This window comes from Bradyrhizobium sp. 62 (assembly GCF_023073035.1).
GTDB lineage: Bacteria > Pseudomonadota > Alphaproteobacteria > Rhizobiales > Xanthobacteraceae > Bradyrhizobium.
Genome location: NZ_JADPIT010000010.1, coordinates 433,634 through 454,827, shown reverse-complemented (window position 1 = coordinate 454,827; position 21,194 = coordinate 433,634). Strand labels below are relative to the sequence as shown.

The window sequence follows — 21,194 nt, the reverse complement described above, 5'->3', positions numbered from 1 at the left end:
TGGTCACCGTCCCTCATGATTGGACCCGTTGTCCCGGCCTGCGTCGAAAAATGACGCCGATCGCAGCGGATCGCCGGGATCAAGCGTCTCTGCCAGCGATGCGATCACCTGGCTGGAGCGGTCCCGCCACTTGGCAGCCCTTTGCGCTTGTCCGAGGCTCTCATAGAGCACCGCGGTCGTGCGATAAACCCGCCAGCTGGCATGCGGCAGCCTGGCATGGCGGAGGATCGAAATGGCCGTCGACAAATGCTCGCCGGCGACTTGCGTATCCTGCTTCAGGATCGCAATTCTCGCCATGGCCTCGTAGCACAGCGCGAGAAACGGCCGGTCGGGTGCCGCGCTCGTCACCTCGTGAAACTGGCTGGCCCATGTTTGCGCGCGGTCCAGATCGCCGGTCGCGATCCAATAGTCGCAGCAGGTCAGCAGATAATGCGGGATGACCAGCGACTCCATCGGCACCCGGTCGACCTCCATCCGCCGCTCCATCGCATCGAGATGCTGCCGCGCCCGAGGCAGGTCGCCCATCCGGACATAAGCTCGCGCCAGCAGGTTCCTGCCGACGAAGAAGGTGAACGGATTGGCCTCGATCATCGGGCCGAGCGCATCCTCCGCACGCCGTGACGCGCTGCCATATTCCTCCGCCTCGGAATACAGCCATCCGATCGTGAGATGACACAGCGCGACGGCCTGCGGATTTGCATTCCGCTCCGAGATGGCCAACGCGGAGACGACGTTTCGTTGCGCCCGTCCCCATTCACCGAGATAAATCTGGGCAAAGGCCTCGACCGATTCATAGAGCACGAACAGATAGACGTCACCGACCAGGCGGGCGAGCTCCTTTCCCCTGGTCGTCGCATCGCAGCAGGCCGGATAATTCGCGCGGAGGAACTCCAGCACCATCTCCATCGAGCAGCGCCGCAGCCGCATGCTCAGATCCTGCTCTCCGGTGATCAGTGCTGACGCACGCTCGGCAAGGTCGGCATTCTCGCGATCCCAGCCGCGGAGCATCAGCTTCAAATTGGCGACGTTGCCCTGGACCAGCGCGCTGAACGCCGCGTCGTCGATCGCCCGGCTCTTGACAAGAGCCTGTTCCGCAACAGGCAGGCTCTGGCGACGATCGACGTAGAGACAAAATCTGCTGAGATCGACCAGCGCGTTCACCTCTTCGCGCACGTGCCCGTTCTCCGCCGCGTGCGCGACGACTGCGCTGAGATCTTGCAGCGAATTCAGGAAATCTCCACTGGCCCGCCAGGCCCAGGCGCGCTGAAGCAGCAACTTCAGACGTGTCGTCACTCGAAACTCCGGCGGCAGATGCGGCACCAGGTCCAAAGCGCGGGACAGGTAATTGGCGGCCTCGCGCGTGCTGAACCTTCGCGCCGAGCCCTCGGCCGCCGCGCCCAGATAATGCATCGCTTTCGGGAAATCGCGGCCCAGTTCGAAATGGCGCGCGACGACGGCGGCGAGCTCCACAGCCTGCGGCCCGTAGCCCTGCTCGATCCCCGCCCCAAGCAGCGCATGGGTTTTCGTGCGGCGCGCCGGCGCGAGCCGCTGGTAGAGGATCTCCTGGTAAAGCGCGTGCTGGAACGCATAGCGACCGGAGACGCCTCCGTTCGGCCACTCGGTCATGCCGGCAACGACGATGACGCGATCAGTCCGCGCCAGGTCCTCGCACATCTGCTCGACATCCAGCACGGGACGGTCCAGCGCACCGGCGATATGGAGCGCGGAAAACTCCGCTCCCGCCGCACTGGCGACCTCGAGCAGGCAGCGCTCGTCCGCGGTGAGGTGATCGATCTGCTGCTTGATCATTCCTTCCAGATCGCGCGGCATGCTGTCCTGCGAGGCCGCGTCTTCGCTGACCAGCCGCCAGCCCAATTCGTGCTCGACCAGTGCGCCCTGCGCCACGAGATGATCGAGCAGAGACGACACGAATAGAGGATGCCCGCCGGTTCGCGCGAAGATGCGCTCGACCAGCTCTCTGGCAAAATCGACCGAGTTGAAGCGCAGGGAAAGATAGCGTTCGACGTCGGTGCCGGTCAGTCGATCGAGCGCGAGCTCGGTGGCGTGTCCGTGGATCCGCAAGTCCTGGTGAACCGCACGGATAGGATGTCCGCCGACGGCGACTTCCATCGGCCGATACGTGGCGAGCACGAGGATAGAAGCCCTCCGATCCCGCCGCGCCAGCCGGGAGAGCACATCCACGGTGGCAAAGTCGCTCCAATGCAGATCTTCCAGGATGATCACCCATGGTCGCGTGACGGCGAGATGTTCCATGAGATCGGCAAATTCGCGCAGCATGCGCTCCCGGGTTGCGCCGAAGACCTCGTGCTGGAATGCGGCCCGGTCTGCGTCGCCGAGGAAACCGGGCATTTGCGCGAGCCAGGTTGGGGCGTGCTCGCGGATCGAAGTCAGCAGCGATGCTCCATCGGTTCGACGGCAGCACTCGTTCAGCGCGCCGATCAACGGAAGAAAGGCCTCGTGGGTGCCGAACAACTCGTTGCAGCTACAGTGCAGCACGCCCAGTCCCTGCTGGTTCATCCTGTCGAGCGTCATTTGCAAGAGGGTGGTCTTGCCGATCCCGGCCTCGCCGGTGATGAAGACGACCTGACGCTGTCCGGTACGAGCGAGTTGCAACGCCTTGTCCAGCGTATCGAGTGCCCCGGTGCGCCCGACCCTCCAGTGCCGGCGTCGATCGACGGCCTGCTCCGTGGCGGACGCCGCCTCCTGTTCGCGCGCTCGCTCGATCGCAGGCAATTCGACGGTCGCGACCGCCGCAATGAAGCGATAGCCGCGCCGCGTGACTGTCTCGATGTAATTGGGGGACTGCCTGTCGTCGCCGAGCACCGAGCGTAGCGCGTTCACGGCAACGGCGAGGCTCGACTCGCTGACGTGCAGATCGGACCAGACCGCGTCGAGCAACTCTTCCTTGGTGACGAGCTCACCGGGCCGACCGACAAGATGGCAAAGAACCTCGAACGGCTTCGGCGCCAGCGCGATCCGCTCCCCGCCTCGCCACAATAGCGCGTTGGCACGGTCGAGGCGGAATTCACCAAAGGCAAGCGCGTCTGTACGCACGGCTCCGACCCCCGGATGCTCCCCCACCTTAAGGGAAAGCTCAGCCAAATGTAAGGACACGATAAAGACCTGCGCCCTGCGCCGGCACTAGCATTGGCCTGTCCATTTCAGAGACGCCGGCAAGGCGTCGGACGGCCTTTTCATCACGCTGTCATTTCAGTCGACAGGCAGTCGATGCCTGAATTTTGGCAAGGAGTTGGCCGTGAGCATTTTAAGACATTTGGCGATCCCGCCTCTCGCTTTTGCCATTCGCCATTACGACCTCAGGGTCATATTGGGCATCACCGTCCTCAGCCGCGTCTTCCTCCTCGCAATCTACCTTGCGTGCGGCGGCCCGGGCCTGTCCGAGTTCGATCTCGCCAACACCATCGCGCTGCCATGAGCTCGGGACCGCTGGAATGGTGCATCGAGATCGCGATCATCGTCGCGATCTGCATCGGGATTGTCGCGGGCGGGCATGGCCGGCTCGTCGTGCCGCATCACCGGGTTCAACGCGCGCAAGCCGATCGGTCCGCTTGCCTGCAGCGGCCCACAAACCTCTTCGGCATCGTGGCGCTGCGGCGAGGCGGTCCGCCCGTTTGATCGATCACCAATATCCGCGGTGATAGGCCCGGTACGGCCGGTAGTAGCCGTAGCGCGGACCGTAATATGGACGATAGGCGCGATAGCCGTAATAGCGGGGACGCGCGTAGTAGCCGCCATAACCGTAACCCGGTCCATAGCCACCATAATAGGCAGGAGCATAGCCGTAAGCCGGCCCCGGGTATCCGTAGCCGCCATAATAAGGCCCGCCGCCATAGTAGCCGTAGCCGTAAGGCGAGCTGCTGGCGATGGCGCTACCGATGATCGCACCGGCTGCGAGGCCGCCAATGCCCCATCCAAAACCTCGGCCGCGCCAATACACCTGCGTGACATCATCGCCGGCCGCGGCCTTCATGGTCGCGACATTCGTGGGCATCGGGCCCGCAGCGGCCGGCTCGATTTGGCCGGCCATGACCGCGCCGGCCAGCGAACAGGCAATTGCCGTTTTCCAGATCCTCATCGTCTTACTCCCTGTCTGACGTTTCGCTTGGACATGGACGCAGCCCATGATCGGGCATCCTGGCGCAAGGTCAAAGCCAGAAATTCGGCCTCGAGTTTGCGTGCACCGCACAAGACGCATGCCTCCATTCTGATCAACCGGTACCCGACGGGCTCGACGACCTCGCCGCGTGTGACACCGGCAGGACGGTGCCTGGGGCCCGATCACCGCGGCAAAGCATTAAGCTTCCGACGCATTCGCAACCAACAACCACCTTCCCGATTGACTATTCGTGCCGTTACTATCGGTTCCAATGTGCGCGGCCGGGAGGCTTCTCGCGAGCGCCAGAGTTGTGGGAGAATGACATGAGTGCCGCGAGACCCGAGCCGCTTGCCCGTCAGGCCCTGGCGTTCGTCCTGGCCGGCGGACGCGGCAGCCGGCTGCTGGAGCTGACCGACCGGCGCGCCAAGCCCGCGGTCTATTTCGGCGGAAAATCCCGCATCATCGATTTCGCGCTGTCGAACGCGGTGAACTCGGGCATCCGTCGCATCGCGGTTGCCACCCAGTACAAGGCGCACAGCCTGATCCGGCACCTTCAGATGGGCTGGAACTTCTTCCGTCCCGAGCGCAACGAGAGCTTCGACATCCTCCCGGCGAGCCAGCGCGTCTCCGAAAACATGTGGTATGTCGGCACGGCCGATGCAGTCTACCAGAACATCGACATCATCGAATCCCACGCCTGCCGCTTCATCGTGGTTCTCGCCGGCGACCACATCTATAAAATGGATTACGAGGTGATGCTGCGGCAGCATGTCGAGAGCGGCGCCGACGTCACCGTCGGCTGCCTGGAGATGCCGCGGACAGAATCCTCGGGCTTCGGCATCATGCATATCGACGAGAACGGCTGGATCAAAGAGTTCCTTGAGAAGCCGAAAGATCCGCCGCCGATGCCCGGCAAGCCGGACGTCTCGCTCGCCAGCATGGGCATCTACGTGTTCGACGCGAAATTCCTGTTCGAGGAGCTCAAGCGCGACGCCGAGGATCCGAATTCCAACCACGATTTCGGCAAGGATATCATCCCCTACCTCGTCAAGAACGGCCGCGCCATGGCGCACCAGTACTCGACCTCCTGCGTCCGCTCCGGCAGCGACCCGCGCGCCTATTGGCGCGATGTCGGCACGGTCGACGCCTATTGGGCCGCCAATATCGACCTCACCGACGTGGTCCCCGAGCTCGATTTGTTCGACAGCGCCTGGCCGATCTGGTCCTATTCGGAAATCACGCCACCGGCAAAATTCGTCCACGACGAGGAGAGCCGGCGCGGCCAGGCCGTGAGCTCGCTGGTCTCGGGCGGCTGCATCATTTCCGGCGCCTCGCTGCGGCGCTCGCTGCTGTTCACCGGCGTGCGCGTCAACTCCTACGCCAATGTCGAGAACGCCGTGATCATGCCCTACGTCAATGTCGGCCGCGGCGCGCGCCTGAAGAACGTCGTGATCGATCGCGGCGTCGAGATCCCGGAAGGGCTCGTCGTCGGCGAGGATCCCGAGTTGGACGCAAGACGCTTCCGCACCACCGAGCAGGGCATTTCGCTCATCACCCAGCCGATGCTCGACAGGCTCAATACATGACGCCTGTTCGCGTCCTCGCGGTCGCCTCTGAAGTCTATCCCATCGTCAAGACCGGCGGCCTCGCCGATGTCGCGGGCGCGCTGCCGATTGCGCTGAGGGCGCATGGCGTCGAGATGCGCACCTTGATGCCGGGTTATCCCGACGTGATGCGGGTGCTGGGGGGAGCCGACGAAATCCGGCGCTGGCCGGATTATTTCGGCGGACCCGGCCGTTTGCTCGCCGGCTCGCATGACGGCCTCGATCTGTTCGTGCTCGACGTGCCGCATCTCTACGCACGGCCTGGCAACCCCTACGTGACGGCCGAAGGTGTCGACTGGGCGGACAATGGCGTGCGGTTCGCCGCGCTGTCGCGCATCGCGGCCGACATCGGCCACGGCCTCGTTCCCGCCTTCGTGCCCGACGTGGTGCATGCCCATGACTGGCAGGCCGGGCTCGCGCCGGCCTATCTGCACTACGATAACCGGCCGCGGCCCGCCACCGTGATGACCATCCACAACATGGCCTATCAGGGCAAGTTCGCGCCCGAGCTGATCGGTTCGATCGGCCTGCCGTGGCGCGCTTACGGCGTCAACGACCTCGAATATTTCGGCGGCATCAGTTTTTTGAAGGCCGGCCTGCAATTCGCCGATCGCATCACCACGGTCTCGCCGACCTATGCGCAGGAGATCCAGAGCGACGAGGGCGGCATGGGGTTCGGCGGCCTGCTTCGCGCCCGCGCGAACGTGCTGAGCGGAATCCTCAACGGCATCGATGTCTCCGTTTGGAATCCGCAAGAAGATCCGCACATCGCCTACCGCTTCGGCGCGGAGGACCTCACGTACCGGGCCGCGAACAAGGCGGTGCTGCAGCAACAGTTCAATCTGGATTCCTCGGACGAAACGCCATTGCTCGGCGTCATCAGCCGCCTGTCCTGGCAGAAGGGGCTCGATCTCCTGCTCGAAGCCGTTCCGACCATTTTGCGCGAAGGCATGCAGCTCGCGCTGCTCGGCAGCGGCGACCGCGATCTGCAGGATCGCTATCAGGCCGTTGCGCGCGCGAACCCCGGCCGCATCGGCGTCGTGATCGGCTATGACGAGATCATGGCGCATCTGATCCAGGCCGGCTCGGACGCGCTCATCGTACCATCACGGTTCGAGCCGTGCGGCCTGACCCAGCTCTGCGCGCTGCGCTACGGCGCCGTGCCCATCGTCTCGCGGGTCGGCGGCCTCGAGGATACCATCGTCGATATCGGCGAGGCCGACAAATCGGGCCACGATGCCACCGGCTTCAAGTTCGCACCCGTCACCGCGGATGCCCTCGCCGGCACGCTGCGCAAGGCCAACATCGCCTTTCACGACAAGCTGACCTGGCGCCGCCTGCAACTGAGCGGCCTTGCGACCGACGTGTCCTGGCGCAACCGCGCCGGTGACTATGCCGCGCTCTATCGCGGCCTCATCACCGCGCGCGCCTGAGGCCCGACATCGTCGAATCAATGCTATAGAGCCGCCATGGACCCGTTCTTGATCAAGCTGATCGGCTTTGCCGCCGCGACCTGCACCACCGTGGCCTATGCGCCGCAAGCCATCAAAGTGTGGAAGACCCGCTCCACCGGCGATATTTCGCTCGGCATGTTTCTGGTCATGGTGCTGGGCCTGGCGCTCTGGCTCGTCTACGGCCTGCTGTCGGGCGATGCGCCCCTCGTCGCCGCCAACGCCATCACCATGGTGCTCGCCGGCGGCATCCTGTTCATGAAGCTGAAATACGGGTGAGCCACTCTTCTTCACCTCTCCTCGCTTGCGAGAAGAGGAGAAGATCACCGCCCGAACACATACGAGGCCATCGCGACATTCGCGACCTCGTCGACGAATACGCGCTGGCCCGCGTCGCTGCCGGCGGCGCCGGCGGCCACCATCAGCGGCAGCAGATGATCTTCGCGCGGATGGGCCAGGCGCGCGCTGGGTGCGTTCTCCCAGTCAACCAGCATCGCGTTGCGGCGCGCTGCGTCCTTGTGGCTGATCGCCTCGTTCAGATACGCCTCGAAATCATACGAGACCGGCTTCGACTCCGCGCGGCCGAACCCGCGCATGTTGTGATAGGTGAGCCCGCTGCCGACGATCAGAATGCCTTCGTTCCGCAGCGAGGCAATCGCCTGCCCGACCTTGATGTGCTCGACCGGATCGTAACTCGATCTCAGCGACAGCAGCACGATGGGCATGTCGGCGTTCGGATACATCAGCCCGAGCGGCACAAAGGTGCCGTGATCGAAGCCCTGGTTGGGATCCTCCCGGCAATCGACGCCCGCGCGAATGAGCAGCGCCTTCACCTCCGCGGCGAGCTCGGGCCGCCCCGGCGCCGGATATTTGAGGTGATAGGTGTGCTCGGGGAAACCGTGATAGTCGTACACCATCGGCGGATGCGCCGAGGTCGACACGGTGAAGGCGTCAGCCTCCCAATGTCCTGTGATGACGAGCACGGCCTTGGGCTTCTCCGGCAAGAGTTGCGGCAGCCGGCCGAACGCCTCGGCGGTCTTCGCATATTGCACCCGCCTGTCTTCCATGAACGGCCAGGGACCGCCGCCATGCGACAGGAAGAAAGTCGGAAGTCGCACCATGGGCGAAGGCTCGTTTCATTGCCAACATGCGCGTGCGAGCTGCCCGCGCGATCGGCCGCGAGCATAGGCAAACCCGTATGGTTAGCAAGACGTTAACGATTTGCCGCCCAGAATCCCCGGCGTAGCCGAAGGAGTCGGCCAGCAGCCAGGGACGTGAAATGAAGAAGTTTGCGTTGGGGGACGTCGTCAACAGTGACAAGGGCCGCCGCGGCGTCGTTCGCGCCGCCTACAAGTCGAAGGAAGGCCAGCAGTTCTACGCCGTCGAGAAAGACGGCGCGATGGATTATCTGGAGGAAGACCGGCTGAGCCCGGCGCCGCGTGTCGAGCTCGCGGCTTAAGTCCAACTCAACATGCCCTAACGCCCGAACCGGTCCAGGCGCTCCGACCAGGAGTCGTCTCCGCTCGCGATGCGATCGTTCGTGATCAGCAGCAGGCGATCGCTGCCTGCGGCTGCATCCCAACGCGGCAGGTCCGCACCGTTGGGATCGCCGCTCTTGGCGAAATTGATCCAGTAGGCGCGCATGCGATTTGCGACCTCGCGATCGGTTCGTGACAGGATGCCCGCACCGGGCATGCCTTCCACGCCGAAGATGAACTGCAATTCCCGTCCGTGACCGCCCTCGGGGTTTGCGCGCCGTGCCTCCGGCACATAGGCGAAGCGATAGCGAAAGGTCGGCGCACCGCTGGCGGCATGCAGGCGCGCCAATAGTCTCGCTGGCTCGGAGAAGACCTTGTCGGTGTAGAACCTTGCCGCGCGGCTGGAAGGTTTGGCGAGGTCGGGATAGAGCCTGCGCAGATCATCGCTGGTGGCGCCTGACGATGCCAGCTCTTCCCGGACATCCAGCTCGCCGTCGAAACCGGTCTCGTCGTCGTTCGAGCCTATGATCAGGGGGATGCGGCTCTCACGTCCGGCCGCGAAGCCTGCGGCGACCTCCTCGCTGACCAGACGTCCATCGATCGTCGGCCCGAAGCTGCGCGGCGAGCTTTCCAGCAAATGCGTTTCGACGGCAAGCAGGCGTCGCGGGTCGGCGGCGCGCAAATCGGCCTGTCGCCCCAGCGCCGCCATGAATTGCCGCCCCACAATCTCGGCCTCTTGTGCCGAACGCAGGCGCGCACGGCCGGGAATCGATTGCAGAATGGCTTTCTGGAAGAGATCACGCGATTGCTCAGACAGCATCAGCAGCGCGATCGAGGTCGCGCCTGCGCCACTGCCGAACAAGGTGACGTTGGTGGGATCGCCGCCGAAGGCCGCGATGTTATCATGCACCCAATGCAGCGCCGCGATCTGGTCCATCAGGCCGTAACTGCCGGAACCGTCTTCCGACAGCGCGGGATCGGTGAGCCAGCCGAGCACGCCGAGGCGAAAATTCACGGTCACCACGATGAGACCGGCTTGCGCGAGCCTGGCACCATCGAACAGCGGATCGTTCGCGGTGCCGCTGACGAAAGCGCCGTCGTGGATGAACAGCATCACCGGCAGCGGGCCATCGACGCCGAACGGACGGAACACGTTCAGCGTGAGGCAATCCTCGCTCGATCCCGGCAGCGACGGCTGAAGACACGGCGCGCCATACGCATAGGCGGTGCGCATCTCCGAACTCTCTGGTGCAGCCTGCGGCGGACGCCAGCGCAGCGGCCCGATCGGCGCGGCCGCATAGGCCAGCCCCTTGAACGAGGCTACTTCGCCTTCGACGGCGCCGAGCATCTGTCCTTCGCGCGTCAGCGCAAACGGAAACTGGCCAACCGGCTGGGCCGCGGCCGAGCCGGCGCAACAGAGGACGAGAGACGTCGCAAAAAGCGCGAACACGGACCGCATCTTCGGAGCATCTCGATGCGCGGAAGGATTTGAGCAGGTTATGTCCGTGGCCCGCTGCGAGGCAAGCGCCGCGACCGCGCCTAGCTCCGCTTGGCGGCAAGCTCCGCCAGTGCGTGGCGTGCGATAATGCCGAGCTCACCGAGTGTGGTGTGACCGGACCGCGCCGCCTCGATCAGCCGCTCGGCGATGAACCTGCGGCTGTCGTGATCGCCGCCGTGCGGCAGTTGGCGGCACGTCTCCTCCAGGACGACGTCCATGTTCGCTTTGGTCCGCTCACTCAACTCTGTCATGACGCCCGTCGGCACGCGTGGCAAAACAAGAGCATACACAGGTGGATCGACCCTGATTAGCCCGGGAAATCACGGCCATTGTGCATCGCGATGCGTGTGCTGCCCCAACATTCACGCGGCCATGATGACGCCGCAAATGGCTACCGAAGATTGCACATGCCGTGATGACAAGCCGAACCTGCAGCGATAGCCTGCCGGCAAAACAAAACACAAGGGAGGAAATGCCATGCCTGATGCAATGGTTGCTGCGCGTGCCTCTAACGCGGGGCGCGGAACCAGCCAGCAGGTCGATGTTGCCGTGGTCGGTGCCGGATTTGCCGGCCTCTATCTTCTCCATCGGCTGCGCAAAGCCGGCCTCACGGCGGTCGGCCTCGAAGAAGCCGGCGACGTCGGCGGCACCTGGTACTGGAACCGATATCCCGGTGCGCGCTGCGATATCCAGACCATCGATTACAGCTACACCTTCGATCCGGACCTCGAGACCGCCTGGACCTGGTCGGAGAAATACGCGACCCAGCCCGAGATCCTGCGCTATCTGGGCTTCGTCGCCGACCGTTACGATCTCCGGCGTGACATTCGCTTCAAGACCAAGGTCACGGAAGCGAAATGGGACGAGGCCACCGGACGCTGGCAGCTCACCACCGACAATGGCGCGCCGGTCTCCTGCCGCCATTACATCATGGCCACCGGCTGCCTCTCGGCGCCGAAGCCGCCGGAGATCGACGGCTTCAAGGACTTCAAGGGCGAGGTCTATTTCACCGGACGCTGGCCGCATGACGGCGTCAATCTCGCCGGAAAACGCGTCGCGGTGATCGGCACGGGATCGTCGGCCATTCAGTCAATCCCGCTGATCGCAGAACAGGCCGCACATCTGACCGTGTTCCAGCGTACGCCGAACTTCGCGCTGCCGGCGCATAACGGCCCAGCGCCTTCCGATCGCATGAGCCTGCTGCAAGGCGATCGCGCGGCCTATCGCGAGCAGGCGCGCCAGTCGATGGCCGGCGTGCCCTATCCGCAGCAGACGGTCGTGAGCTGGCAATTAAGCGATGTCGAGCGTCGTGAGCGGTTCGAACGCGCGTGGGCGGCCGGCGACCTCGTCCACATCCTGACCCAGCTCTGGGCCGACCAGGCGGTGGACATCGACGGCAACAAGATCGTCCAGGACCTGATCCGCGAGAAGATCCGCGCTGCCGTCAAAGACCCCGAGACCGCCGCGGCGCTGATGCCGGACGATCATCCGTTCGGCGCCAAGCGGCCCTGCCTCGATACCAATTATTACGCGACCTACAACCGGCCGAACGTCACGCTGGTCAATCTGCGTCAGGAGCCGATCAAGGCGATCACCGCAAGCGGCATCACGACGTCCAAGCGCAGCGTTGATGTCGACGTGATCGTGTTCGCGACCGGCTTCGACGCCATGACCGGCGCGATCCGCGCCGTGCATCCGATCACCGGCCGTGGCGGCAGATCGCTCACCGATGTCTGGGCGCAGGGGCCGCAGACCTATCTCGGGCTCACGGTCGAGGGCTTTCCGAACTTCTTCATGATCACCGGACCCGGCAGCCCGTCGGTGCTGTCGAACATGGCGGTGTCGATCGAGCAGCATGTCGACTGGGTCGTCGATCGGCTCGCGGCATTGCGCGACGCCGGGTTCACCACGATCGAGCCGACGGAGTCGGCGCAGGCCGGCTGGAACAGGCACATGGCGGACTGCTCGACGGTGACGCTGCACCGGCTCGCCAACACCTGGTACACGGGCGCCAACGTTCCCGGCAAGGTGCAGGGCCTGATGCCCTATACCGGCGGCGTCGGTCCCTATCGCAGCATCTGCGACGAGGTCGTCAGCCGCGGTATGCTCGGCTTCAAGCTGACCGGTCCCAACGTTGCCGCGCAATGCAATGACGGCGAGGTGGTGCGCCTCCAGCCCGATGTACGGCTGGTGCTGAACCTGCTGGCATCGCTCAACCTGCCCCCGATCGAGTCGATGGGCGCGCAAGGCGCCTGCGCCTTCGTCAATGAGTTCAACAAGGGCCGTCCCGCTGGACGGCCGATCGGCGAGATCGTCGACGGCACGCTGCCCGGCGCCGACGGTCCCTTGCCTTATCGGGTCTACAAGCCGGCAACATCAGGGCCGCATCCGGTCGTGGTCTATTTCCACGGCGGCGGCTGGGTGCTCGGCGACGAGCAGTCGGACGAGCCGTTCTGCCGCGACATGGTGCGGCGGACCGGCATGATGCTCGTCAGCGTCGGCTATCGTCATGCGCCCGAGCATCGTTTCCCGACTGCGGCCGAAGACGGCTATGCGGCGACGCGCTGGATCGCCGAGCACGCCGCCGAGCTCGGCGGCAGGCCGGGCCCGGTGCTGGTCGCGGGCTGGAGTGCCGGCGGCAACATCGCCGCCGTCACCTGCCAGCTTGCACGCGATCGCGGCGGGCCGGAGATCGCGGGCCAGCTCCTGATCTGCCCGGTCACCGACTGCACTTTCGACCGCCCCTCCTACAACGACAATGCGACCGGCTATTTCCTGACCCGTTCGCTGATGTACTGGTTCTGGGACCTCTATTGCTCGCCGGCCGACCGCACCGATCCGCGCGCCTCGCCGCTCCGCGGCAAGGTCGCAGGCCTGCCGCCGGCCTTCGTCGTCACCTGCGAATTCGATCCGCTGCGTGACGAAGGCATCGCCTATGCCGAGGCAATGGCCGCTGCCGGCGTCCCGGTCGAGCAACTCAAGGCGCGCGGTCATTTCCACTCGTCCTTCACGATGGTGGACGTGATCATCACCGGCGCGCCGGGCCGGGTGCAGATGGCCGAGGCCTTGCGGCGCTTCGCAGGGTTGCCACCGGAGGTCAGCCGCGGCGACGATCGCAGTCAGGTTCATACCAGCCCGGGGCATAAGATCGCGGCGGCCGCGAGCTGAAAGCGAATATCGGCCGGGAACAATTTCCCGGTCATCGCGTTTGGTGCTGTGGCATTGAGATGCAGTAATGGGTGTGGGCCCCGGCACGCAGGCTAGTGTGCCGGGGTTCTTTTTGCGTGAGGCGGTACGATGGGGGACGTGGTTGGGGATTCAAAGGTCGATTTTGGTGTCCTTGCGGTGCTGCATAAATGGCCGTCGCTTGCGAACCAGAGGCGATCGGACAGAGCGTCCTACCAGGTGATCGAGGGCACGCTCGACGAATGCATCTCGGCGTTCATGGCGAAGCCGGCGGCGACCAGGCATCTCTATGAGATCCGCACCATCGCGCAACCACCGCTGGTCACGGACATCCTCTCGCCTGAGCACATCACCGAGCTGGCGCGGTTGCGCGAATTTCTCTGATCCTCGCAGAAGCACCGGCTGAGCGCGGGAACCTTCTATCGGTTTTTCCCGTTGATGGTGATCGGAAGCGAAGGCGTGAGTGCCTCAGATGCTTGAAGCCGGCGTGCCAGCCCCTGTCGTGCCCTATGGCGCAGACCAGACCCTGTTCGTGGTGATCGATCGCCTCGACAAGGCGACCGAAATTCGTGTCGAGCGAAGCGATCTCGATGCCACGATCGGCGAGCTCGTCGCCGGCTGCTTCAACGACCCCGTCAAGGTCATCTCGTTCAACACGCTGGAGCACTGGATGAAGGACATCTCGACCGACGTCGCCGGTGAGATCCGGGCGCGCTGCGACATCGATGGCGTGACGCTACCCGACTATCTCAGCGACTTCGTCGAGAGCCACAGCTGAGCGCGCGTTGGACGATGAAAATCAGGCGCGCCGGTACTTGCCGGCGATGACCTCGATCTCGCGGCGGCGTTCGTCCGCGAAGGTCAGGAGCTTTTCGATCGTCAGCGTATCCGTGATCCGTTTGGCCAGCCGCTCGGCCCGTGCCGCCTGATCTTCGAGATACTGGATCGTGGTCAAACGCCGCCTCCCAAGAGCTTCAATCTGGAGTCCCGAATGATTGGGTATCCATGGTGGCTGGAGGCGGCTAACAGCCGGTTAAGCACAGCGTTTCGGATCGATGTCACTGCAAATTATTGCACCACGTCGAGCCTGACATTGGTGACACCCTTGTCGACCATGCCGAGCGCCTCCGCCGCGGAGGGCGAGATGTCGACCACGCGGCCGCGAACATACGGCCCGCGATCGTTGATCCTGACGGTCACGAAGCGGCCGGATGAGACATCGGTGACGCGCAGCTTAGTGCCGAACGGCAGGCTGGGATGGGCCGCTGTCAATTCGTTCTTGTCGAACCTCTCGCCGCTCGCCGTCTCCGTATCCGAATAGAAACTGGCGACGCCATGCGAGACGCTTTGCTTTGCATCACCGTCGGGGACGCGGGCCCGGCTGGTCGGACGTGGATGCAGCGCCGCCACCCTGTGCGGTCGTTCGACAGCGGCTTGGCGGTGGGTGCCGAGATCGGCCTTCTGGCGGCCGACGGGCGATTGCGCACACGCCGCAAGCGACGCCGCGCCGATGATGGCGAGCAGCAACCGGCACAGGGTTGCCGGCGAAATCGGGGCAGTTTCGGCACGTGCAAATCGAGACATGATGCGCCCTCCGAACGACCCCGAGTTTCGGCGGGCAATGAGGGCAGAACCTTGTCGGAACGAAAGCGCGCCTGCGGCCGCAGCTGTTTCGGGTTTAGCTGTGGCGATTCCACCACACTGGCTTGTCCTGAATCGAGACAGACTCCTGGGATAAGCCCGATACGACGCGCCAGATCGGGCGCGTCTCCGGAGGAACCTCGCCAGGCTCGGCGTCGCCCTTCAAGAGCCGTGCGAGTTCGCGCCGATAGAGCCGCCGCCAGCCGGTCCTCAGGCCGGCGAGAAAGTCGAGCTCCCGTTGTGTCAGCGTGCACATCATGAACCAGATCCGGTTGCGAGAGCCGCGTCGTCAGCCGACGAGGCCTGCCATCGGTTTGACGTCGGCGCTGCCCGGGAAAATCGTATCGGCCAGCACCTTCTCCTCGACACGCAGATGATCCCTCAGCAGGCCCTTCAACACTGCGCGCAAATCCGTGGTCGGCTTGAGATCGCGATCCTCGAAGAGTTGCGCCGGCTTCAGACCCGGCCAGTCCGCGATGACGCGGCCACCGGTAAGCCCGCCACCGATCAGGAAAGCGACCGTGCCCGTGCCGTGGTCGGTGCCCTGCGTCCCATTGATGCGCGCGGTTCGCCCGAACTCGGTGACAACCGCGACGACGGTCTCGCGCCACGCCTCGCCCATGTTGCTCTCGATCGCGGCAAAGGCGCCGTCGAGCGCGCCCAGCAGATTGTAGAGCTGGCCCGAGATTGCACCTTCGGCGATGTGCGTGTCCCAGCCGACAAAGCCCATCGCGCCGACGCGCGGACCGTCGGGCTTTGCGAGATAGCGCGCGGCGGTACCGGCGGCTTCGGCGAAATAGGCGCGCACGCGCGCGATGCCGGGCGGCGCCAAGGTCGGATCGTCGGACATCGGATCGCCCGTGCCCGATGCCCCGCCGAGCGAAGCGAGCCTCATACGGGCCTGGAGCACGGTCGCAAGCTTCGGATCGGTGTGCTGGTAGAGATCGAGCAGGCGATTCTGCGTGTCCTCGCTCGCCGGCAACAATCGCTGCGGCACCCATGTCATTACAGGCGCCGAACCGCGCACCACCAGCGGCGTCACAGAGCCAATGCCGAGTGCGCGGCTGCCGCGCGGGTCGACACGCCCGCCGGATTCCAGCGCGAGCAGTGCGCGGTTTAGCCATCCCGAGTTCGTCATGCCCGGCTTGACGAGCCCGCTCTCCAGCACGTCCTGGCCGTCGAAATGCGAACGCTCGCGATAGGGCGTCGCGGTGGCATGGACGATCGCAGCCTTGCCGCTTTTGTAGAGCCGATGCAGGTTCGGCATCGCCGGATTGAGCGCGAAGAAAGCATCGAGCGGCAGCGCGGGCGGCTTGCCGTCCAGCACCAGCGCGCGATCGCCGCGCAAGGAGATCCAGTCAGGATCGCCCACCGGCGCAACCGCGCCAAGGCCGTCGAGCGCGCCGCGCAGCACGATGACCAGCAGGCGCGGATCGCGCCCTTCGGCGCGCGCGACCCGCGGCATCTGGCTCCATGCGAACAGCGCGCCGGATCCGACCAGAAGCTCGCGCCGCGTGGGCAAATGATTGACGACGCCCATGCTCACCTCCTCTGAAAATCCGTCGACATGAACAGCAGGACCAACGCTTGCTGCCGGCTCTCGGCACGGCCGACCGCCTGCTTCACCTCGGGTGATATCTCGGAGGCGAAGACGTCCTCGATGATCACTTGCGGATCGGCCGTGGTCGCGATGCGTTCGGCGAAATTGTTGGCGATGTCGAGCCGCCGGCCAATGCCGTCGATCCAGCTTGCCTCGTCCTCCGGATAACCCTTGGGCGCCGATGGCCGCCACAGCCCTTCACCGAGCAGCTCCTGGCCACCGGTGAAGCGGACGGGATCGACGATCGTGATGCCGGTCGCGCGCACCATGCCGACGCCCCACTCGCTCGGACGCTTCAGTTTTGACGGCGGCCCGCGCCAGGCTTCGTCGGACGACACCATCGCGATCGCGACCTGCTTGAGATCGCCCTCGGCGTCGCGAAAAATCTTCGCCATCTGCTCGATCAGCACAGGCGGCGGCTCGTCGGCCACGAAGTGCCGAGCGAGCTTGGTCGCGACATGGGTCGCGGTCGCCGGATGCGCGGCGAGATCGCGCAGCACCGCGCGGCCCTGCTCAACGTCCTCCTGCTCGTAGCGCTTGCCGAGCACAGTCTGTCCGCCGGGCTCGTGCAGCCGCGGATTGAAGGTGAATTCGCCGCCGTGCTCGGGATTGTCGCCGGGCGGCACCAGCGTCCATCCCGTCAACACATTGGCGAAGCTGATGACGTCGTCCTGGGTGTAGCCGGCGCGCACGCCGAGCGTATGCAGCTCCATGATCTCGCGCGCGATGTTCTCGTTGAGGCCGCGGCTGCGGTTGATGCCGGCGATCGAGTTCGCGCCCATCGAGCCGAGATTGTCGAGATAGAACAGCATAGCCGGATGGCCCTCGACGGCCAACAGGAGATCGACGAAGCGGCCGAGCGTATTGGCGCGAACGGCTTCGCGTTCATAGGCGCCGGACATGCTCTGGATCTTGTTGGCTGAGATGCAGAAATGGTTGGACCAGAACCACACCAGCCGCTCGGCAAAGCCGATGTCGGGGGCAAGCGCAGCTTCCGTGCGCAGCTTGGCTTCCTGCAAATAGATCGGACGCCCGGGATCGGGCACGGCCTCGGCCGCCTGCTTGGCCGCCATCTCGGCGGCGTCCTTGTCCGCTCCCTGGCCTTGCGTCTGGTCTTCCGACATGGTCGGCGTCGCCGCCACCTGCTGCTTTTTAGCTTGCTGCTGGGCTTGCTTGGCGCGCGCGGCGCGCCGCGCATTGGCATCGGCCACGGTGCGATAGGCCTTTGCGCTGGAGGGAAGGCTCGCGGCGGCGTTCAGGACGAGCGGGCGGTCGAGCTCGGCTATCAGCGCGCCGCGCGGGTCAGTTCCGAGAGCCGCAATCGATCCCGGACGCGGCCCCATCCCGAAGCGATGAAGTGCCAGCACGGCCTCGGCCTTTGCAGAACTGCTCATGGCGAATGCCCAATTCTTGCGAGCCTGCCGACGGTGTCGGCGGGAAGTTACGAAGCGTAATGCTACGTACTGTAGCATTCACGACAAAGACCGGCAAGCGGAGATTGAGAGAGCGCCGTCAACAACTCGGGAGCCGCCGGTCCTGCAGATCAGCGGCGGCGATCCTTCTAGAAATTGGGCCCGAGCGCGATCTTCGTGATCGTGCCGTTTCTGACGCCGATGCGCCATTCCGCCGAACCGTTGGCGAACTGGGCGACATAGATGTCGCTGTCGAGCGCGGTGACGCCGCGGAAGGAGACCGCACGCAGCGCACCCAGCCGCGTTAGAATCGCCTGATCGAACGGAAGCTGCGCGCGTGTGATGTCGGCCACTTCCGACGTCATGCGCTCGTAGTCCGGCTGTCCCTTGCCGACTCCCTCAATGTAGCGGCGCAGCATCTCCTCGCCATTGGCGATCGGAACGGCCCGCCGCGCTGCGCGAACCGGACGCGCGCCGAGGTTTGAGGCCTCGACATTGTGGAAGCGCGTTTGCCGGCCCGGCACCAGGATCTCCATGCACCGTCCCGACTTGTCGGCAATCACCCACGGATTGTTCACGGTGGTGGTGGAGGCCCAGGTCATGTTGGGCCTGACGACGCTCTGCGTCCTCCGATTGCCGTCGGCATCGAGATTGAAGACCTGGATGTCGTCGCCCATCTCGTTATAGACCATGATCCTGATCGGCGAGGTGCCGGCGCGACCGCGCACGTTCGCCTCCTCAGAGCAAGGCACGATGCCACCGAGCTCGTCGTTGCCGTCGGCTCTGAAGATGACATCGCCGGCCTTGCCGTCGGGCTCGAGCAGCAGGCGGAATTCGGCCGTACCGTTCTCGAACTTCGCGCCGTAGATGTCGTAGCCGCCGGGTCCGACGCCGCGGAAGAAGATCGATTCCAGCCCGCCGAGCGCAACGAACGTCGCGTGCATTTCATTGAGCTGGCGGTGGAGCTTGGCGGCGAGCGGCGCGCTCATGCGGTCGTAGTTCGGCGTGCCGGCGCGCAGATCCTCGATCCCGCGCACGATCATCTCCTTGCCGCCGACGGCCGGGACCTGCTCCCTGAAGCGATCGGGGACTTCGGCAAGGCGGCGCGCGAAATCCGCTTCGACCGCCTGAGCCACCGCCGCATCGACGCGGGCCGCAAGACGGGCGCCGAAAACCGCACCTTGTAGCAACACGCGCGAGACCCTCGACTGCTCGTCGCGCAGGAAGATCACGAGATGGTCGCCGCGGAAGGAGAAGGCATCAGTGCCCTCGGCCAGGATTTGCGTCGTGCCCTGCCCGGTTTCCTGCAACCAGAGACGATCGCCATCGCGGCGCACGGTGAGCACGCGGTTCGGCGCAATCCTGTACCAGCCGACATATTGATCGAGCGAGGCAGGTTCGGTTGTCGGCGCCGGCATCTCGGTGACACGCACCGCGCGCACGTCGCGGCCGTTGATCCGCAGCATCAGTTCGGAGGAGCGACGTTCCGCATCGAGCGGGAACGTGATTTCGCCCGACGAAGCCATGTAGGACGCTGTGCCGTCGCTGCCGACCGTCAGGCGCAGCCGTCGCTGCCCGGTGAGCTGGCCGGAGAGATCGTCACCTTCGCGGAAGATGGCGAACACCGAGGCCGGGCCCATGGCGTAGAAATTGACGAAAGGGCGGTAATGCTGGGCCGGCACCTCGCCGCTATCCGCGGCGAGCGGCGCAGGCTCCGGGGTACGATAGGCGATCATGCCGGCGGACACGATCACGGCCGGGACGATCGCGGCCGCGATCCACGCCCGCTTGCGCCAGCCGACCGCGACCGGCATCGCGGCGGTCGCGATGATGCGCTCGACGCGGGCGCGCACGGTCGAGGCCCGCGCCATCGCGAGCTCGAGCGGCCGCGGGTTTACCGTGCTTGCGAAATCAAGCAGGATTTCCGCATAGGACAGCCGGTCGTCGATCACCTCGATGGCCTCGGCGTCGCTGATGATCTCGGCAAGTTCGGCAAGACGCGCGAGCTGCCACCAGGCGAACGGGCTGAACCAGAACACCGCGCGATTGAGGGAGGCGAGCAGGAGGATATGGAAATCGCGGTTGGCGACATGCGCGCCCTCATGCGCGAGCACCGCGAGCCGCTTCTTGGCGTCCCAGCCGGCAAATTGCGGCGGCACCAGAATGGTCGAGCCAAACGTGACGGGACCGCCGACGTCGCGACTGACGCGCACATCGGCGTCGACCAGGTGCGGACCATTGATCGGCCTTGCCGCGCGCGCGAGGCGCCAGGTCAGATAGAGGCCGATGACCAGCCGCAGCAGCAACAGGCTGGCGACGGCGACATGGACGATTGTGGCGACAAGCCACCAATTGATCGAGACGCCGCTCTGCGCCGGGGAAGCAATCGCCGCGCCGGGCGCGATCGGCTGCATGGGCTGCGGCATCTCGAACATCGAGATGTCAGCCGGCAGGACATCAGCCGGCACCGATACCGGCAATGGCAGCCGGGTGATCGTGACCGTCGGCCAATGCATCACCACGGGCATCGCCAGCGATGCCAGCAGCACGACGACCCACGCCGTCATGTGAGCGTGCGGATTGCGCACGCGAAACAGGTTGAGGCCGAACCAGACGACGCCTCCCAGCACAAGGGAGCGCAGCGCCGCCTCCGCCAGAGTTGCGATCATTCTTTCTTCACTCCCCTCGCCTTCTTCGCCTTGGCGACCTGGTCGGCCAGTGTGCGCAGCTGCTGCTGGTCGAGCATTGCATTGTCGACCATGCCGACGAGGACCTCCTCCATCGAGCCGTTGCAGAACCAGTCGACGATGCGCTGCACCGCCTTGGCCGCAACCCGCGCGCGCGCTTCGGCTGCGTGGTAGACATAGGTGCGTCCGTCCACCGTGTGCCGAGCATAGCCCTTTTCTTCCAGCCGGCGCAGCACCGTGCGCACGGTGGATTCCTTCAGCCGACGCGACAGCTTTTCGCGCACAATTTCGGCCGTGACAGGACCATGGGCCCAAACCAGTTGCATGACCTCGTGCTCGAGGTCGCCCAGGTCGGGCAAACGATCGTCCATGGCGGCTTACCTTGGTTTTCGAATTTTCTTGTAGCGCTACAGAGCGTCGCATATACCGCCGCGCCGCGCAACGGGGTTTCTACCTGAAATGGTATCGGATGCTGACCGAACGGGGCTTGCTTTAGGCG

General features: G+C 65.0%; 20 protein-coding genes. 8 read left to right on the top strand and 12 right to left on the bottom strand.

Annotated elements, in window-relative coordinates; all coding sequences use genetic code 11:
• Positions 1-3: 3 nt before the first annotated feature.
• Positions 4-3,075, bottom strand: a complete 3,072-nt coding sequence (locus IVB47_RS06325; protein WP_247460422.1) for an AAA family ATPase — start codon at positions 3,073-3,075, stop codon at positions 4-6.
• Positions 3,076-3,277: 202 nt separating this feature from the next.
• On the opposite strand from IVB47_RS06325, the gene IVB47_RS06320 reads away from it, so the two are divergent.
• On the top strand, positions 3,278-3,457 hold the full coding sequence (locus IVB47_RS06320; protein ID WP_247358869.1) for a hypothetical protein: 180 nt from the start codon (positions 3,278-3,280) through the stop codon (positions 3,455-3,457).
• Between the two features lie 204 nt (positions 3,458-3,661).
• On the opposite strand, the gene IVB47_RS06315 is transcribed toward IVB47_RS06320, so the two are convergent.
• Positions 3,662-4,117 carry a hypothetical protein gene (locus IVB47_RS06315; RefSeq protein WP_027570834.1) on the bottom strand — a complete coding sequence of 152 codons (456 nt, stop codon included), beginning with the start codon at positions 4,115-4,117 and terminating at the stop codon, positions 3,662-3,664.
• 344 nt (positions 4,118-4,461) lie between these two features.
• On the opposite strand from IVB47_RS06315, the gene glgC reads away from it, so the two are divergent.
• From glgC to IVB47_RS06300, 3 genes are read left to right on the top strand one after another with little or no spacing between them, the layout of a single operon-like run.
• A complete protein-coding gene (gene glgC / locus IVB47_RS06310) occupies positions 4,462-5,724 on the top strand; it encodes a glucose-1-phosphate adenylyltransferase (RefSeq protein ID WP_247460419.1) in 1,263 nt (420 codons plus the stop codon).
• The gene (gene glgA, locus IVB47_RS06305; protein ID WP_247460417.1) at positions 5,721-7,175 is read left to right on the top strand and encodes a glycogen synthase GlgA; all 1,455 of its coding nucleotides are present in this window, start codon (positions 5,721-5,723) and stop codon (positions 7,173-7,175) included. The genes glgC and glgA overlap by 4 nt, the downstream gene beginning before the upstream one ends.
• Positions 7,176-7,211: 36 nt before the next feature.
• Entirely contained in the window at positions 7,212-7,472 is a 261-nt protein-coding gene (locus tag IVB47_RS06300) for a SemiSWEET transporter (RefSeq protein ID WP_018457471.1), read from the top strand.
• A gap of 44 nt (positions 7,473-7,516) precedes the next feature.
• Here IVB47_RS06300 and IVB47_RS06295 read toward each other — a convergent pair whose 3' ends face one another.
• A complete protein-coding gene (locus IVB47_RS06295; RefSeq protein WP_247460415.1) occupies positions 7,517-8,314 on the bottom strand; it encodes a class III extradiol ring-cleavage dioxygenase in 798 nt (265 codons plus the stop codon).
• Positions 8,315-8,472: 158 nt separating this feature from the next.
• Here IVB47_RS06295 and IVB47_RS06290 point away from each other — a divergent pair, with 158 nt between their 5' ends.
• Complete coding sequence (locus IVB47_RS06290; protein WP_007601069.1) at positions 8,473-8,652, top strand: hypothetical protein; 180 nt, start codon at positions 8,473-8,475, stop codon at positions 8,650-8,652.
• Positions 8,653-8,669: 17 nt separating this feature from the next.
• Here the strand turns inward: IVB47_RS06290 and IVB47_RS06285 are convergent, their stop codons facing one another.
• Both IVB47_RS06285 and IVB47_RS06280 read right to left on the bottom strand, forming a co-directional pair.
• Positions 8,670-10,130 (bottom strand): carboxylesterase family protein, encoded by a 1,461-nt coding sequence (locus tag IVB47_RS06285; RefSeq protein WP_247460413.1) that lies wholly within the window; start codon positions 10,128-10,130, stop codon positions 8,670-8,672.
• Between the two features lie 80 nt (positions 10,131-10,210).
• On the bottom strand, positions 10,211-10,420 hold the full coding sequence (locus tag IVB47_RS06280) for a hypothetical protein (RefSeq protein ID WP_027519501.1): 210 nt from the start codon (positions 10,418-10,420) through the stop codon (positions 10,211-10,213).
• Between the two features lie 226 nt (positions 10,421-10,646).
• Here IVB47_RS06280 and IVB47_RS06275 point away from each other — a divergent pair, with 226 nt between their 5' ends.
• The 3 genes from IVB47_RS06275 to IVB47_RS06265 all read left to right on the top strand — a co-directional run bounded on the left by IVB47_RS06275 (position 10,647) and on the right by IVB47_RS06265 (position 14,133).
• Positions 10,647-13,337: an alpha/beta hydrolase fold domain-containing protein gene (locus tag IVB47_RS06275; protein ID WP_247460412.1), complete on the top strand. Its 2,691-nt coding sequence runs from the start codon at positions 10,647-10,649 to the stop codon at positions 13,335-13,337.
• Between the two features lie 129 nt (positions 13,338-13,466).
• Positions 13,467-13,739 (top strand): hypothetical protein, encoded by a 273-nt coding sequence (locus IVB47_RS06270; RefSeq protein WP_018457466.1) that lies wholly within the window; start codon positions 13,467-13,469, stop codon positions 13,737-13,739.
• Positions 13,740-13,827: 88 nt separating this feature from the next.
• A complete protein-coding gene (locus IVB47_RS06265; protein WP_007601056.1) occupies positions 13,828-14,133 on the top strand; it encodes a hypothetical protein in 306 nt (101 codons plus the stop codon).
• 21 nt (positions 14,134-14,154) lie between these two features.
• Here the strand turns inward: IVB47_RS06265 and IVB47_RS06260 are convergent, their stop codons facing one another.
• The 7 genes from IVB47_RS06260 to IVB47_RS06230 all read right to left on the bottom strand — a co-directional run bounded on the left by IVB47_RS06260 (position 14,155) and on the right by IVB47_RS06230 (position 21,066).
• The gene (locus IVB47_RS06260) at positions 14,155-14,310 is read right to left on the bottom strand and encodes a hypothetical protein (protein ID WP_247288109.1); all 156 of its coding nucleotides are present in this window, start codon (positions 14,308-14,310) and stop codon (positions 14,155-14,157) included.
• 113 nt (positions 14,311-14,423) lie between these two features.
• A complete protein-coding gene (locus IVB47_RS06255; protein WP_247460411.1) occupies positions 14,424-14,939 on the bottom strand; it encodes a septal ring lytic transglycosylase RlpA family protein in 516 nt (171 codons plus the stop codon).
• 94 nt (positions 14,940-15,033) lie between these two features.
• Positions 15,034-15,255: a hypothetical protein gene (locus IVB47_RS06250; RefSeq protein ID WP_247402060.1), complete on the bottom strand. Its 222-nt coding sequence runs from the start codon at positions 15,253-15,255 to the stop codon at positions 15,034-15,036.
• 30 nt (positions 15,256-15,285) lie between these two features.
• Positions 15,286-16,536, bottom strand: coding sequence for a DUF1501 domain-containing protein (locus IVB47_RS06245; protein WP_247460410.1), 1,251 nt, complete (start codon positions 16,534-16,536; stop codon positions 15,286-15,288).
• A 2-nt stretch (positions 16,537-16,538) separates the two neighbouring features.
• Positions 16,539-17,990 (bottom strand): DUF1800 family protein, encoded by a 1,452-nt coding sequence (locus IVB47_RS06240; RefSeq protein WP_247460409.1) that lies wholly within the window; start codon positions 17,988-17,990, stop codon positions 16,539-16,541.
• 167 nt (positions 17,991-18,157) lie between these two features.
• Entirely contained in the window at positions 18,158-20,677 is a 2,520-nt protein-coding gene (locus IVB47_RS06235; protein ID WP_247460408.1) for a M56 family metallopeptidase, read from the bottom strand.
• Positions 20,674-21,066 carry a BlaI/MecI/CopY family transcriptional regulator gene (locus IVB47_RS06230; RefSeq protein ID WP_027570822.1) on the bottom strand — a complete coding sequence of 131 codons (393 nt, stop codon included), beginning with the start codon at positions 21,064-21,066 and terminating at the stop codon, positions 20,674-20,676. The genes IVB47_RS06235 and IVB47_RS06230 overlap by 4 nt, the downstream gene beginning before the upstream one ends.
• Positions 21,067-21,194: the final 128 nt, after the last annotated feature.

Coding starts and splice junctions, on each gene's coding strand:
- IVB47_RS06295 (WP_247460415.1), bottom strand. CDS start 8,314: ATGGTGCGACTTCCGACTTTCTTCCTGTCGCATGGCGGCGGTCCCTGG.
- IVB47_RS06280 (WP_027519501.1), bottom strand. CDS start 10,420: ATGACAGAGTTGAGTGAGCGGACCAAAGCGAACATGGACGTCGTCCTG.
- IVB47_RS06250 (WP_247402060.1), bottom strand. CDS start 15,255: ATGATGTGCACGCTGACACAACGGGAGCTCGACTTTCTCGCCGGCCTG.
- IVB47_RS06240 (WP_247460409.1), bottom strand. CDS start 17,990: ATGAGCAGTTCTGCAAAGGCCGAGGCCGTGCTGGCACTTCATCGCTTC.
- IVB47_RS06265 (WP_007601056.1), top strand. CDS start 13,828: ATGCTTGAAGCCGGCGTGCCAGCCCCTGTCGTGCCCTATGGCGCAGAC.
- IVB47_RS06275 (WP_247460412.1), top strand. CDS start 10,647: ATGCCTGATGCAATGGTTGCTGCGCGTGCCTCTAACGCGGGGCGCGGA.
- IVB47_RS06290 (WP_007601069.1), top strand. CDS start 8,473: ATGAAGAAGTTTGCGTTGGGGGACGTCGTCAACAGTGACAAGGGCCGC.
- IVB47_RS06255 (WP_247460411.1), bottom strand. CDS start 14,939: ATGTCTCGATTTGCACGTGCCGAAACTGCCCCGATTTCGCCGGCAACC.
- IVB47_RS06285 (WP_247460413.1), bottom strand. CDS start 10,130: ATGCGGTCCGTGTTCGCGCTTTTTGCGACGTCTCTCGTCCTCTGTTGC.
- glgC (WP_247460419.1), top strand. CDS start 4,462: ATGAGTGCCGCGAGACCCGAGCCGCTTGCCCGTCAGGCCCTGGCGTTC.
- IVB47_RS06300 (WP_018457471.1), top strand. CDS start 7,212: ATGGACCCGTTCTTGATCAAGCTGATCGGCTTTGCCGCCGCGACCTGC.
- IVB47_RS06230 (WP_027570822.1), bottom strand. CDS start 21,066: ATGGACGATCGTTTGCCCGACCTGGGCGACCTCGAGCACGAGGTCATG.
- IVB47_RS06235 (WP_247460408.1), bottom strand. CDS start 20,677: ATGATCGCAACTCTGGCGGAGGCGGCGCTGCGCTCCCTTGTGCTGGGA.
- IVB47_RS06245 (WP_247460410.1), bottom strand. CDS start 16,536: ATGGGCGTCGTCAATCATTTGCCCACGCGGCGCGAGCTTCTGGTCGGA.
- IVB47_RS06315 (WP_027570834.1), bottom strand. CDS start 4,117: ATGAGGATCTGGAAAACGGCAATTGCCTGTTCGCTGGCCGGCGCGGTC.
- IVB47_RS06270 (WP_018457466.1), top strand. CDS start 13,467: ATGGGGGACGTGGTTGGGGATTCAAAGGTCGATTTTGGTGTCCTTGCG.
- glgA (WP_247460417.1), top strand. CDS start 5,721: ATGACGCCTGTTCGCGTCCTCGCGGTCGCCTCTGAAGTCTATCCCATC.